The sequence below is a fragment of the Mesorhizobium abyssinicae genome (assembly GCF_049887195.1).
Taxonomy (GTDB): domain Bacteria; phylum Pseudomonadota; class Alphaproteobacteria; order Rhizobiales; family Rhizobiaceae; genus Mesorhizobium; species Mesorhizobium abyssinicae.
In genome coordinates, this window is sequence record NZ_JARAKC010000023.1 from 58,475 (window position 1) to 71,523 (window position 13,049).

14 protein-coding genes and 1 tRNA gene are annotated in these 13,049 nt (G+C 61.1%); 4 read left to right on the forward strand and 11 right to left on the reverse strand.

The window, feature by feature from the left end; genetic code table 11:
* The first annotated feature begins 118 nt into the window (after positions 1 to 118).
* The 4 genes from PU724_RS28850 (at position 119) to PU724_RS28865 (ending at position 5,217) form a co-directional block, all read left to right on the forward strand.
* Positions 119 to 1,837 (forward strand): type IV secretory system conjugative DNA transfer family protein, encoded by a 1,719-nt coding sequence (locus tag PU724_RS28850; RefSeq protein WP_354424934.1) that lies wholly within the window; start codon positions 119 to 121, stop codon positions 1,835 to 1,837.
* Positions 1,834 to 4,257 carry a M48 family metalloprotease gene (locus PU724_RS28855; protein ID WP_354424932.1) on the forward strand — a complete coding sequence of 808 codons (2,424 nt, stop codon included), beginning with the start codon at positions 1,834 to 1,836 and terminating at the stop codon, positions 4,255 to 4,257. The genes PU724_RS28850 and PU724_RS28855 overlap by 4 nt, the downstream gene beginning before the upstream one ends.
* A 209-nt stretch (positions 4,258 to 4,466) precedes the next feature.
* The gene (locus PU724_RS28860) at positions 4,467 to 4,664 is read left to right on the forward strand and encodes a hypothetical protein (protein WP_135886344.1); all 198 of its coding nucleotides are present in this window, start codon (positions 4,467 to 4,469) and stop codon (positions 4,662 to 4,664) included.
* Between the two features lie 10 nt (positions 4,665 to 4,674).
* Positions 4,675 to 5,217 (forward strand): hypothetical protein, encoded by a 543-nt coding sequence (locus tag PU724_RS28865; protein WP_135886343.1) that lies wholly within the window; start codon positions 4,675 to 4,677, stop codon positions 5,215 to 5,217.
* A 12-nt stretch (positions 5,218 to 5,229) separates the two neighbouring features.
* Here the strand turns inward: PU724_RS28865 and PU724_RS28870 are convergent, their stop codons facing one another.
* From PU724_RS28870 to PU724_RS28920, 11 genes are all read right to left on the reverse strand, one after another.
* The gene (locus PU724_RS28870) at positions 5,230 to 5,667 is read right to left on the reverse strand and encodes a hypothetical protein (protein WP_354424930.1); all 438 of its coding nucleotides are present in this window, start codon (positions 5,665 to 5,667) and stop codon (positions 5,230 to 5,232) included.
* A gap of 17 nt (positions 5,668 to 5,684) precedes the next feature.
* On the reverse strand, positions 5,685 to 5,999 hold the full coding sequence (locus PU724_RS28875) for a hypothetical protein (protein WP_127229636.1): 315 nt from the start codon (positions 5,997 to 5,999) through the stop codon (positions 5,685 to 5,687).
* Positions 6,000 to 6,097: 98 nt separating this feature from the next.
* On the reverse strand, positions 6,098 to 6,571 hold the full coding sequence (locus PU724_RS28880) for a hypothetical protein (protein ID WP_354424928.1): 474 nt from the start codon (positions 6,569 to 6,571) through the stop codon (positions 6,098 to 6,100).
* An 84-nt stretch (positions 6,572 to 6,655) separates the two neighbouring features.
* The gene (locus tag PU724_RS28885; RefSeq protein ID WP_354424926.1) at positions 6,656 to 7,717 is read right to left on the reverse strand and encodes a MobA/MobL family protein; all 1,062 of its coding nucleotides are present in this window, start codon (positions 7,715 to 7,717) and stop codon (positions 6,656 to 6,658) included.
* A gap of 204 nt (positions 7,718 to 7,921) precedes the next feature.
* The gene (locus tag PU724_RS28890) at positions 7,922 to 9,136 is read right to left on the reverse strand and encodes a tyrosine-type recombinase/integrase (RefSeq protein ID WP_354424924.1); all 1,215 of its coding nucleotides are present in this window, start codon (positions 9,134 to 9,136) and stop codon (positions 7,922 to 7,924) included.
* A gap of 110 nt (positions 9,137 to 9,246) precedes the next feature.
* Positions 9,247 to 9,322: transfer RNA gene (locus PU724_RS28895), tRNA-Trp, on the reverse strand.
* Between the two features lie 36 nt (positions 9,323 to 9,358).
* Positions 9,359 to 9,868, reverse strand: coding sequence for a metal-dependent hydrolase (locus PU724_RS28900; protein WP_354424922.1), 510 nt, complete (start codon positions 9,866 to 9,868; stop codon positions 9,359 to 9,361).
* 110 nt (positions 9,869 to 9,978) lie between these two features.
* Complete coding sequence (locus tag PU724_RS28905) at positions 9,979 to 10,527, reverse strand: putative glycolipid-binding domain-containing protein (RefSeq protein WP_354424920.1); 549 nt, start codon at positions 10,525 to 10,527, stop codon at positions 9,979 to 9,981.
* Positions 10,528 to 10,529: 2 nt separating this feature from the next.
* Positions 10,530 to 11,015 (reverse strand): group II truncated hemoglobin, encoded by a 486-nt coding sequence (locus tag PU724_RS28910; protein WP_354425010.1) that lies wholly within the window; start codon positions 11,013 to 11,015, stop codon positions 10,530 to 10,532.
* A gap of 83 nt (positions 11,016 to 11,098) precedes the next feature.
* Positions 11,099 to 12,760 (reverse strand): COG3904 family protein, encoded by a 1,662-nt coding sequence (locus PU724_RS28915; protein WP_354424918.1) that lies wholly within the window; start codon positions 12,758 to 12,760, stop codon positions 11,099 to 11,101.
* Between the two features lie 163 nt (positions 12,761 to 12,923).
* Positions 12,924 to 13,049 (reverse strand): EF-Tu C-terminal domain-related protein (locus PU724_RS28920; RefSeq protein ID WP_446669874.1); only part of this gene is annotated, 126 nt, incomplete at its 5' end.

Genomic DNA, 13,049 nt, shown 5'->3' on the forward strand with positions numbered 1-13,049 from the left:
CGGCTAATAGTGCGAAAGCTGATGTTTGCCACTCAAGGTTAGCTTAACGAATTTTGCGGGTTGCGGTTGTATTCGGCTTGGCTGTTGTTACTCTCTGCAGTGGGGCTGGGGTGTGGCTATGGGCGACTTTAAGTTCGATCCCTTGGGGGATTTGTCCAAAAATATTTCGAACGGAGTCAAGTGGAGCCAATACGGGCTCAAACTCGGCCGCCATATTCGGGCCAGAAGTGCCCGAAAACAGGTCGAACAGCTCTACGGGCCCGAAGTTGCTGACCAGGTCGAAGCCGCCATTCGCTCCGGCCGCGATCCCGGCCCAATCATCGAGCGCGCCCAGCGCGATCTCGAGGCCCGCGAAGAGCGCGAGAGGCAACTCGCCAACCCACCGCCACTGTATGGGTCCGGTCGCTGGGCCAGCCCCCAGGAGTTGAGGACCATTCCGAACGGCAAGTTGTACCTTGCCGGCCGGCCCGCTTTTGATAACCCCTCATCCATCCTGCTCGGAGGCTATTCAGACGACGAGGGAAGCCCCGAGGCGCAATTCGTCCATTGGGACGATGACGGCCATCTGCTGACCATCGCTCCCACCCGTTCCGGCAAGGCGGTGACGTCCATCGTGCCGAACCTGTTGCGGTATCGGGGAAGCTGCGTGGTGCTTGACCCCAAGGGCGAGCATTTCGAGAAGACCTCGCGATGGCGCAGGTCCATTGGCCACGAAATCTACCGCATCGCCCCCTTCGATCGGACGTCGGGCTGGATGAGGCATCGCTACAACCCCTTGGCGCGGGTGCGGAGCCAATCGGACGCTCGTTCGCTCGCGGAACAGATGTTTCCCCGGGACCCTCAGGCGTCGTCGTTCTTCCAAGAAGATGCTGCCGGGTTTCTGACCGCGGCGATGATGTATGTGAACGGTAACGCGCCGTCCCATAGGCGTACGCTCGCGACGGTTTGCCAACTGGCCTCCCGAAAAGGGCGGGACCTGCTTGACGTCGCGAAGAAGTTTACGGAATTCCCGTCTACGGCAGATGTCGGCAAGGCGGTGCTCGAAAAAACGCGGGATCGCGGACTGCAAACCCTGGAAGCGACGCTGGAAAGCAAGCTCGCCCTTTGGCGCGACAGCGATATCCAGCAAAGTCTGAGCGGATCCGACTTCTCATTTGAAGACCTGAAGGACCGCCCGATCACGGTCTATATCGACATCCCCTTCGGGAAAATGGAACCCTATGCGCCCTGGTTGCGGATTCTCCTCAAGGGCGCGCTCGACGCCATGGAGAGCAATCGCCGCCTGCCGGACATTCCAGTCCTCTTCATTCTCGACGAATTTCTCAACCTCGGGCCTTTTCCGGAATTCCGTGCGGCGATCCGCACCCATGCAAGCACTGGCGTGCGCCTGTGGTTTTTCCTTCAGGACGTTATGTCACTGCAGGAACAATACCCCGGCAATAGCTGGCAGCCGTTCCTGAACTGCTCGGTCAAGCAGTTTTTCGGCGTCGACGACCCGATAACGGGCGAGCTCATCGGCAAATACCTCGGCCATGAAACACTCGCCTATCTCAGCTCGTCTAGCGGCCATAGCGGGTCCTCTCAGCTGGGAGGGTGGTACGCGGACGCATCAGTCAACACGGGGACGTCCGGCAACGAAACCGTCCAGTTCCTCGGACGGCCGCTGATGACACCGGACGAGATTATGGAGTTGCTTTCCGGTTGGCAACGGAACGGCTGGCGTTGGGCGATCAATTATGCCCGTGGCGCCCGGCCCTTCAAGACAAGGCTGGTGTCTTACTCGGAAAGCGAGACCTGCAAATCGCGCATCGGCATGGCCGAAGGAGTATCGCCATGACGCTCGCAAGCAGGATATTCGGGCGCGAGACTCATCTTCAGCCGCTCATCAAATCATTGGTCCTCGTGACGGCCTTGCGCGCTGGATGGCTCGCCATCAACGCCTATCCTCCGGACGCTCTGTTCTGGGCCCGTGCGTTGCTTCCCTGGCCGCAGCATGCGTTTTCTTGGGTCGTCCTGTCGGTGGACCTCGTGCTGTTGTTCTACCAATTCCGAGCAGCGATCCGGCTCACCCGATTGCTGCTCTTGCGGTTCGCGCCGGACTTTGCAGCCTTTCTGGGCTTTTCGGCATCTCTGCCTGACACTGAACAACACCTGACACCGCGCAATCGATCTTGGTGGCCCACAGCGCTGCTGCTCTGCGCGATTCTGATGCTCTCGTGCTGCGCCGTCACCTGGCTTGTGCTGATGCTCTCCTACGGGCAGTGGGCGCCCTTCGATCTGTTCATGCGGACGTATTTCGCCGATCGGGCGTTGCTGGTCGGCCTGGTCCTATCGGTGTTGGGCCTCCTGTTCGGCGGACGCTACATCGGGCGAGCCGCCCGCGACGTCACGACCAGTTTCGGGGTTGTGACCGTCGATGAGAGTCACTGGCTGACAGAGCGCGTCCACGGCCTTGCTGACAGACTGAACTTGCCAAGGCCCGCCGTCGGCGTCACCAGCATTCTCAATGCCTTTGCCATGGGGTCGAACCAGAAATCGTCCATGGTCGTCATCGGCAAACCCCTGTTTGACTACGAAAAGGATGAGCTGGACGCCATCATCGGACACGAGCTCGGGCACATCCTGCACAACGACGTGGCGCGGATGTACTTCGCTGAAGGATTCCAGCGCGTGCTGGTCAACGCGGTCAACGTCCTCACGGTGATTGGCGCCTTTGCGGCCGCTGCCAATTCCAAAAGGCGATCAGACGCCCGCCGCAACGTCCAGCTTGCCCTGGGAAGCGGCCGGATCGTCCGCAAAACCGTGTTCGTCGCCTCTGAACTGGTCGCCAAGGGCATTTCGCGTAACCGCGAATTCCACGCCGACGCGGTCGGCGCTCATTTGACTTCGCCCGACGCCATGGCACGTGCGCTCAAGCGCGTTCATGGCGTTGCAGATAAACCCACGGCCCAGGAGCGGCACTACGGCTACCTGATGTTCCGCGGTTCGGCCTTCGGCAACCTCTTCGCCACTCATCCGCCACTCAAGGCACGCCTGAAGGCGCTGGACGCCCGTACGGCGTCATCAGAGGTTGCCGCAGCGGCCGAGCCACAAACCCACGGTGCAACGCCTGAGGCGCTTGCTGGCGTTGGCCCGGTCGCCCTCTCTGTACGCCTGAGTCCAATTGCCGATGGCATCGTACGCAACACCCGGAACGCCTTCATTGCCGTCCGCGGTAGTGTCAACGCGAAGCGGCTCGGGACCCTCGGCGCAGTTTGTCTGCTTCTAGCGCTGGTAGCCCCGGCTATCGTCAGCTTCTACGGGCTCGAGCGGCGGTTCGATGACGCCAGGGCGTCAGCGGGCCAAGCCGTCTCGTCGTCCTGGAACTTGGTGGCCGAAACAAAGGAAGCGTGGTTCGGCGTTTCCGAATACACCACGCGTCTCCGGCAGCTAGACACCAGGGAGCAGGCCGTGAAGAGCGCGGAAGCCCGCCTCGCAGCCGACCGCAGTGCCCTCGCCCAGCAGACATCCGCCGGCAACAGCAACCTCGCTGGCACGCTCGCTGAACGTGACCAGGCCCGTCGGCAAGTTCAGGATTTGCTCCTGAAACTCGACGCGGCCAACGCCGACCGCTCGTTGCTGACGGCACGGCTTGCCCAGCAGAAGACCCCGGAAACCGGGGCTGACCAGGCCGACCTGCAACGCCAGGTCGCCTCGGTGACCCAGCAATTGTCTTCGATGACCGCCGATCGCGATGAGATGGTCCGGAGGAACGATGAGCTCCGGCAAATGAACCTGGAGCTGAAGGGGCAGATTGCCGACCGGGACATGGCTCGGGTTGACCTCGACAAGCAAATCCAGGCCTTCCAGGACCGGATTGCCGGCCTCACCAATGGACTGAATGTCAGCCAGGAACCGCCTGCCCTGCCGGCAGTTCGCCCGGCGCCGTCAGCGCCGCAAGGCGGCTACGGTGCCTTCGCCGCCGCTGCCAATGGCACTCTCATCCTGACAGATCGGAGTTTTGCGACGGAGCAAGCGGCCACCGATGCGGTGCTGGCCGATTGCAGCCAATACAGCGGCGGGAGCCAATGCGTGGTGAAACAGGTTTTCCACAACACCTGCGCGGCCGTGGCGCGTGTCATCCCAGTGACCAGAAAATCGCACTACGCGCTTCAGTTGGAACCGACGATCCGGGACGCCGAGGAGATGGCGCTGTCCGAATGCTTCCAGCGCAATCACCGGCCGTGTGAGGTGACGCGGCAGGTTTGCGTGGAATAAGATTAACAGCCTTTGGATGTGCGATGTGTGGGCCGTCGCCTCAACGAACAATGTATCTTTTGCGCAACGGCCAGAATTTCTTGCCTATTCCATAGGCAGCAACGGCCATGAAAGGCTACACATTCATAACTTTGATGCATTATTGGATTTGACGATAAACCATCGCCCGCAAGGGCCGTTGGCCCTCATCGGCCAACAGAGGAACACCAATGCCTGAAATCACTTTTGACCCCGCCGGCGGCACCATCGAAGATTATTTCAAGAACGCCGAAGTACCGAAGACTGCCAAGTTAACGGCAAGGCTTCGCAAATTGGACAACAAGGTTCCGCGTAACGCTGTGACTACGGCAGACATCGATCAACTTATCGAGAGAACGAACGCTCACTACGCCAAACGCCCCCGTTAAGGGGGCGTCTTTGTACACCGACAATCAGTACGTCTTCACCAGTCCTGCGGACGCCGTTGAGACCGCGGGATTTCTAATAGTGTGCAATAAGGCGGTATCCTTTGTCGCTGGCCACTATGCATGCTCCGCCAAGCTCAACCTGGAGCAAGTCGAACGCGCCCGAAGGCAATGGGCTGACCTTGCAGCCCCCCTGCCGCTCGAACGATACCGACCCGAGAAGCGCGAGCTTCTCGCGATCGCAACGCTCATCGAGGCCCTGGTCGATATTCCTTTCGTCCATTATGCGAGCGCAGCCGATGACGCCACGAGTTTGCTCTTCGAATTCCCTGCGAAAGTGACCGCTTTGGTGATGGGTATCATCATCTACGATATCACGCTCCGCACCCGCATGAATCGGACGACCGAGATCAGATACATCGATCTTGAGAGGATAACCGGAGCAGAAATGCAAAAGGCTATCAAGGCCTTGCATGAGCGCCGGTCACGTAAATACAAATTCCGCCTCCTGCTCTCGATCCTACGGAAGTTTTCGACACCGATCGTCTTTCACTGATTATGTTTAGCCCTACCGCCGCTCTGAGAACCAGTCCAGATGGTCATCGCGGGTAGGCTCGCGCTCCATGTCCTGAACCATACGCTGCTCAGCCTGTTCAAGCTCGTGCATCTGCGGCGGGTTTTCGGCCAACGACTGTTTGAACCAGTCGAGGTGGTCCTGTTGGGGCGCCGGATGGCTCTCCTGCCACTTCTCCGCAAGGCGCTGCTCTTGGGGTTGCTCCCGTTGCTCGCTGACCAGGTTTTCCAGATCCTCGATTTGCCGCTCGACCTTGCCTAAGTCATACATGTAGCCGAGTTGGACGTTATGACGCTCCCGCAGATAGTCGATAAGCCGTGCTGAGCCTTCGTGGCCGATGGTAGCATTGATTTCGCGGTCGATGTTCTCGATGGATTGTTCCAGCGATTGCGCATGTTCGCGAAGTCGCGCCAACTGGTCCTCTGCACTCATGGTGACCTCCGAAGGGCTTAGTGCTCGTAGTGGTAGGCGGGAAGATGCTCCGGCTGCTCTTGCAATTCGGTGATGAGATGGGCGCGCAGCCTCTCCCCGGAATCGACCAGTTGTTGAGCGCGGGCGTGGAAATAGAACGCACCTTCACGCAGATCCTCGTCAATCCCCGGGATCGTTTCGGCCTGGTGCTTACGCATCGCCCAATAGGCGAGGCGCTTGCGCCGCCGGACCAGGTCCGTTTCGAGCCATTCCAGCACTTTTCGGGTCTTCTCGCGCTGTTCGGCCGTGAGCTCCGGGATTCCGAATACCGATCCTTGATGTAACCTGGCCATATCTTGATGATGGGGCGGTATTGTGAATCCCGCAAGTGTTACCTGCGTCGAGGAGCAGGGGACTGTTAGGTTTATAGGCGTCGGAAGTACCTGAAAACTCACCGAAAGCGCCCGCGGCCCGGTAGCCAGGCTAACAAATCGTCAGGGGAAGGTTCGAGCTGCCCTGGCTGCTCGCCGACGTCAGGCTCGTCGGGCGATGGCGGGTTCTCAGCCAGATCCTTCCTGAACCAGTCCAGATGATCCTGGGGCGGCCCATCTTCCGCTGGCTCGACCAATTCAAGCCATCCCAAAGGGTTCTCGTGGTCGATACTATCGCGACCTACACCACGCGCATCGTGTTCGCGCATGTTGCGCTCCAAGGCCTGGATTTCCTTTGCTGTCGTGCCCAGTTCGTAGATCAGCTCCCGTTGCGCGCTGTAACGGTCTTTGAGGAACGATATGATCCGCTTGGCGTTGGCCTCCGCCTCTAGGCGAGGCAGCCAGGTTGTGATTGTGGTTTCGATATCACTGATGGCCTGTTTCAGTGACCGAGCTTGATCGTACAGTTGCGCGAGCGCCTCCTGATTGTCCACGGCTAGTCCTCCGTCTGTTTCTGGAAAAGGTACCCTCGCCCAACCTTTGGTGGCAACGACATCAGGGCGGAAATGACGCCCACACTACCGTTCTTCCCGCTCCGGCTCGGAACGCGGTTCAGGAGATCGGGCTGGGTGTTGGTCGCTGGGATCGAGCCAATCCAGGTGGTTTTCCCATCGCTCCAGCGTGCTGACGTCTTCTGGTCGGATCTTGTCTTCTAACCAATCCAGCAACTTGTCGGGCGAGAGGCGGTATGCCGCCGCATCGTCCTCGGTCATCTGTAGTGTATTCTCCCGATCGACGGCCGCCTGGGCGGCCTCAGCGCCGCCTTGAGCGTGTGCCGCGTTTAGTTCGGGCGCTGGGGCATGCATGTCGGCCAGCATTCGGTCCTCAGCGACCTCCAGCTCGCTTGGATGAATAGGCGAACCGTCCGGATCCGGCACGGGTAAGTCTTCATCAGGCTCCCTTGGTGACATCTGATCCCTCTCTCGTTGGGCGAGAACCCTGCGGGCGCGCCGTTCCTGGCGATTTGGGCCACGGTGGAGCCCCGGCTGCCGCTCTTGCCTGCGTTTCGCATAACTCCGTCCATCAATCGCAACGGCGAGCCCCGCCTTGCTCAACGCCTCATTGGCAACCCGCTCCCACAGCGCCCTCGCCTCGGTAACAAACTGCTTTCCATCCGCACTGCGGATCTTCAGCCCGAACCCATTCTCTCCTACCACGCGGGTGGTCATGAGCATATGGATGTGCGGGTTATGGCGGGTCCCGTCGTCATGAATAGCCAGGTCGACCACAAAGCCCTGCGCCGTGTAAGCGTCGGCCATCGTTCGGGCCACAGTGAGCCACGCAGAGCGTGGCAATTCGATTGGTAACGCGAACTCAACCTCCTTCGCCAATCGCGCGTCCTTGCGCTTCTCGGCGGCCTCCACGGCGTTCCAGAGGGCGGCCCGCTGCCCCATCCACTCTGGCGCGCCTTCCGGCAGACGGATCTCGGTCGCCACCACGTCGCGGCGCCCGCCGAAATCCGACAGGCGCTCTTCCGCCTCATTTGGCAGGACCTCGCCCGCGCGATACGCGGCTGCCGCCACAACGGAACGCCTCTCGCTCCGGCTGATGTTCTTCACGTTCAGGTGAAAGATAGCCACGAACCTCTCCACGGCACGGACGGGGGACGGGGGGTGTCCCCCAGCGCACCTGCCGGGTTTCTCCGGTTTGCGTCTCGCAACCGGTCAGAAAACCGAGCATGCATCGCCCCCCTTTTCCCCAATGCGTACACGTTGGGGCGATGCGTAGGTGCGCTGTACGCATTGGCGCAAACTCGCGCCAACCACGCAAGTCGGCACCCAGCTTTAATTCTCGAACAGGTCGAGCGTCTCGGCCTTCGGCTTTTTGGGCGGCCTGGCCTTCCGAACGTTGATCGCCGCCGCGTCGAGCCGGTTCTTGAGATGCACGGCGTAGTGCTTCTCAATCATCTCGACGCTCGTCCGGCAGTTTTTGGCGACCTGGTAGATGTCGGCGCCCTCCAGCAGCCGGAAGCTGATGTAGCTGTGGCGCAGTGAGTACAGCGTGCGCCGGTTGCCCTCGCGGTCGAGCTTGAGGCCGATCTTGTCAAGGATGCCATTGAACTGCTTTTTGTGATCGACTGGGAACAGTTTGTCGGTCGGCTTTGGCTTGTTCCGGGCCACCATCCGCTCAAAGGGAAAAACCGCGCCCGACGTGCTCTTGCAATACCCTACCCCGCGCTTGCCGCGCACCTGGATTTCAAGGATCTTCTGGCCCGTTGCCTTGTCCTTCACGATCTCCACGTCGCGATATTCAAGCCAGTTGGCTTCGTCCGGCCGTAAACCGGTGTTGGCCAGGAACAGGATCTTGTCGTGAAGCTGCTCGGACAGCCAGACGCGATGGGCCTTCTCGCCCTCCTGGGCCTTCTTGCTGGCATCCCGCGCCTTTTGCGCATGTGCCCGCGTCGCCTGGTACAGCTGTTTGTATTCCTCTGGCGTAAACCAGGCGCGGTGAACGACCTTCGCGGATTTCTTGTAGGGCTGCGAAATATCCGGCAGATGCGCAAGCCACCGGTGTCGCACGGCGGTCTTCAGGACAAGCCGCAAGGTCACCGTCTCGTGGTGCAAGGTGCTGCGGGAGGGGAGCTTCTTGCCCTCCTCCGGCGTCATCCTTGAGATACGGTATTCCTGGACTGTGCCGGCGTTGATCGTGGATAGGCCCATCTTGCCGAAGTACGGCACCAGATAGCTGCGAACGCGCCGGTAGTGGTCCTTGACCCAGCGGGCATTGCGCTCGCCCTCGGTCAGGACCTCATACTCCGTAATGAACTGGTCGGCTGCGTCCTTGAACGTCTTCTCCGACAGGAGCTCGCCGCGCCGGCCTTTGTCCTTGAGGCCGAAATACCAATCCTCGGCCCAGTCCTTGGCCTTGGAGAGGCTTTCTTCCTTGGTGCTGACCCGCCAGTTTTTGCCTTTGAGGTACGTCGAACAATGCCAAATCGGGCTGTCGTTGCGCCGATAGACGTGAACTTTGCCTTCCAGAATCGTGTGTTTTTCCGCCACCGCCAGACACTCCCTGCGTGCGTGCAAGTTTGTGCAAGAGATGTGTAAGGCTACTTTCGGCGTCCTCGCCTAGCAAGGCGATTTCTAAGTGCCTGATTTTCCTTGGAAAATGGCACGGGCAGCAGGGCTCGAACCTACGACCTGCGGTTTTGGAGACCGCCGCTCTACCAACTGAGCTATGCCCGTACACGCGCGCTGCTATTTCATAAAGCGGATGAGAACTCAAGTGCCCTTTTGAGGCGCGGCGATCCGCGCCGCCGATCGCGCAGAGACAAGCCACAACGCCCAGGCGCAGATGAGAAGTTCGAGCCCGAAAGTCCAGTGCAGGACGAAACTCACGACCCAATTGCCATAGGTGGCGGGAACCGCCACGAATTCGAAGGCGTGCCGATCAAATGGCATCAGCCACGATATGGGCGACGCCACCGTGTCCAGGACCATATGCAGCATGGCACCCGCGAAGAAGATGCCGATCGGCGCCGGACGGGGCCAGCCGAGCAGTCTGGCAGCGCACAGGCTCAATATGCCGGTTGCGGCCCAAAACAATGGCCAATGCGTGATGTAGGCGTGGTGGTGGATGTGTCCGCCGTCGATGAAGTGGAAGTACAGCATGTCAACGTCGGGAATCACATTGCCGATCATCGCAGCCGTCACGACGCCGGACATTTCGCGCCATTGTCTGCGCGCGAAGCTCCCCAGAATGTAACCCGATGGCAGATGAGCTATGAGCATTACGTGGCAAGCCCGTTTCGGATGCTCCAATGTGCACGCCCATCGTGGCGCCATTTTTGCAGAGATTTGCAGATATTCCGCATCTTGCAGAGCGCGTCGCAACGGCCGGATCAGATCCTTTGCCAGAAATCCGGATAGGTGGTCACCAGCCCCTCCTGATCGACCTCGATTTCCCGCCGGAAGCCACTCTTCAGCGACTCGTAGAGATAGCGTCTGCCTTCGTCGAGGCACGTGTAGCGCTGCGGGCTTTTGACGATGGTCAGTTCCGGGAGTTCGATGAAGGCTGCGGCAATCTCGGCGCTTTCGCCAGGCTTCAGCCGCAGCCGGCGGATCGGCAGCGTGTTGGTGAAGGGCGTGACAGTGAGATCGGGGTCGAGCGCCCCGGTCAGGTCCCGGATCGCAACACCGTCCTTCGACCAGTTGCCGATGCCGTCGGTCTCGAGCCGGAAGCACCCGCCACCGACAATGCCGACCTCGACCTCCCTGGCGCGCCAGTCAGGGTCGCATGAAATGCGGTAGTGAACGGCGAACGGCGCATGGTCGGCCGAGATCGCCACGGACTCGGCCGATATCCCGCCGGAATCCTGCCTCAGGACAAGGTGTTCGATGCCAGGGCCCTGCCATTGCCGCCATCGAACGAGCGTGCTTCGCGGCTCCACCGCTACGATTTCCCCGCCGGCGGCTTGTAAGGCCCACCGGGCACGCCCCAGCCCCAGGCGGGCATCGGCTCCGTTTCCGGATCGCACGTCTCGCCGAGATTGGAATTCATCTTCGCCAGCCGCGATCCCCATTCGACATAGCCCATGAAGGCGGAGCGGAATTCGGGGTCGTCGGGCAGGCCAACCTCGTCGGCGGCGTCGGCGAGAAGGTTGATCCAGCACCGCCGCTGTTCCTCGCTGAGGTGCTTGCCGAGATGGTGCATCACCATCTCGCGGTGGCCGCCATGCTTTTCGCTGTAGGTCTTCGGTCCGCCGAACACCTCGCCTATGAAGGCCGCGACATGGGCGGGATGGCCCGGCGACATGTGCCTGAACACCGGGCCGACGATCGGATCGCGCGCCACCTTGTCGTAGAAAGTTTGCGTCAGGCGGCTGAGCACCTCGGCGCCGCCGGCCCATTCGAACAGTGTCGGAATATCCTCGTTCATCATCGATCCTCGCCTGTCGCTTGCCGCGGACGATAGCGGAAAGATCGAAGACGGCTCAAGCTGCCTCGATGGCCAGTTCACGCCTATAATTTGGCGGGCGCCTCGGCCTGGGCGTTTGGCGATGGCGCCACGCGGCAGTTGTCGGGCTTCGGTATGACGCCGCAGATGGTGGCGCCGGTCAGCGCGTCGACCGATTGCGGTCCAGTCGTCAGCCCGACCTTCAGCATCATGTCCGGCTCAAGTTGGCGATGGCTCGAATAGAGCACGGACTGCATCGCAGCGAACAGGCCGCTTCCGATCGCCATGTCTTCGAGGTAGGTCTTGACCTCTTTCTCCATCCCCAGCGAATGCACGCTGAGCCGTGCCCGCGGACCGACAAGCCGGCGGACACCGCCGGCAAGCAGGATCGCGCAGGCTGAATCGCACACGCCGTCGGCATCGACGGTCAATCCGGCGCGAGCCTCGCTGTCGGCCGCGCAATCCAGCGCCGCCAAATCGCAGCCCACGAAATCGGTCCGGGCAATGGCGACGTCGAGCTTGTGCTCGCGGATCAGCCGGCCAGCCGCGAGCGCCCCAAGCACGTCGCCGCCCGGCGAGCTGATCACCAGGGGCAGCCTGCGCCCGCCAATGCTATCCAGCATGTCACGCAGCCGCTCCGGCGTGTAGGCGGTGATCGTGCCTTCGGCCGAGATCCATTCCGGGCAATCGGGATTGCAGAGCGGATTGCTGCCGCGAACGACGACGAAGCGCATGTCCTCGTCGCGCTTGACGATCTCCGGCCTGGCTGCTGCCGCAGGTGCGGGCTCGGCCTTGGCAGCCAAGGCAGCGGCCGGCGTCGCATACTTGTTCGACGGTATCTCCCGGCAATTCGCCGGCGCCGGCCATGCCTTGCAGATCGTGGCAGCGGTGAACAGATCGACCGAATCCATGCTGGTGACGAGATTAATCCGCAGCATGTTTTCCAGGACCAGCTGATGGATATCACTGGCCGGCGTGTTCTTCATCGTTGCGAGCACGCCCTCGCCGACGCCCATTTCCCGGAAATAGGCGGCCAGCCTTTTCTCCACCGCCTTGCTCATCTCGTAGGTCTTGTAGCTGCCGGCATTCTTGCGGCTGACGACCTTCGTGTTGATGACCTTCTTCTTGCCGTTCACCACCTTGTATGTGGTCCGGTAGAGCAGTTTCGTCTTGATGTAGGTCGTGGTGATCTGATGGACGCCGAGATACGCCCATTCGCCGACCACGCGGCGTACGCCGCCGGCAAACATCAGCGGACAGGCCGAATTGCAGATGGCGCCGCTGGCATAGGGTTCGCCAAAATAGTCGGCGTCCCTGCCCTTGTTGGCCGTGCAATCCTTGTCGTCCGGCATGCAGCCGTCGAACCAGGTCTTGCCGACGGCGATATCCAGCCCGCTCTTGCGGATCAGCCGGCCGAGCGTCAGCGCCGCGTCGACATTGCCGCCTGGCGAATCCACCACGATCGGCAGCTTTCGCCCGCCAAGCCGCTTGAGCATGCGCTTGAGCAGCGCCGGCGTGCCGGCCTCGATCGTGCCTTCCGCCGAAATCCACTCCGGGCAGTTGGGCTCACACCCCGCGGCGTTGCTGCGCACCACAACAAAACGCATCGTCGGGCCGGAATCGGCCGTCGCCGCGGCGAGGCTGGCATTGCCCATGGCAAGCAGCGCCAGGCAGACCAGCCCCAGTGACCACCATGCCCGACTGTTGAAACGGCGCCCTGAAACCACGTCCTGCAAGCCCCTTGATGCAACCTATACTAGTTGCAGCGCCGAGGCTTGCAACAGGCTTGAAGCAATAGAACGAACAATGGACGCTTTTGCGATTGGAAAAGAAAAAAGGGCGGCCCGAGGGCCGCCCTTTCCTTGTCGATCCGGCGGATGCCGGCTTCGATTATTCTTTGATGGTGACGACGATGCCGGCACCGACGGTGCGGCCGCCTTCACGGATGGCGAAGCGCAGCTTCTCTTCCATGGCGATCGGCACGATCAGCTCGACGTCGACCGTGATGTTGTCGCC

Bases quoted from the DNA above. Each gene is read 5' to 3' on its own strand.
- PU724_RS28850 (WP_354424934.1), top strand. From the start codon at position 119: ATGGGCGACTTTAAGTTCGATCCCTTGGGGGATTTGTCCAAAAATATT.
- PU724_RS28855 (WP_354424932.1), top strand. From the start codon at position 1,834: ATGACGCTCGCAAGCAGGATATTCGGGCGCGAGACTCATCTTCAGCCG.
- PU724_RS28860 (WP_135886344.1), top strand. From the start codon at position 4,467: ATGCCTGAAATCACTTTTGACCCCGCCGGCGGCACCATCGAAGATTAT.
- PU724_RS28870 (WP_354424930.1), bottom strand. From the start codon at position 5,667: ATGAGTGCAGAGGACCAGTTGGCGCGACTTCGCGAACATGCGCAATCG.
- PU724_RS28875 (WP_127229636.1), bottom strand. From the start codon at position 5,999: ATGGCCAGGTTACATCAAGGATCGGTATTCGGAATCCCGGAGCTCACG.
- PU724_RS28900 (WP_354424922.1), bottom strand. From the start codon at position 9,868: ATGCTCATAGCTCATCTGCCATCGGGTTACATTCTGGGGAGCTTCGCG.
- PU724_RS28910 (WP_354425010.1), bottom strand. From the start codon at position 11,015: ATGAACGAGGATATTCCGACACTGTTCGAATGGGCCGGCGGCGCCGAG.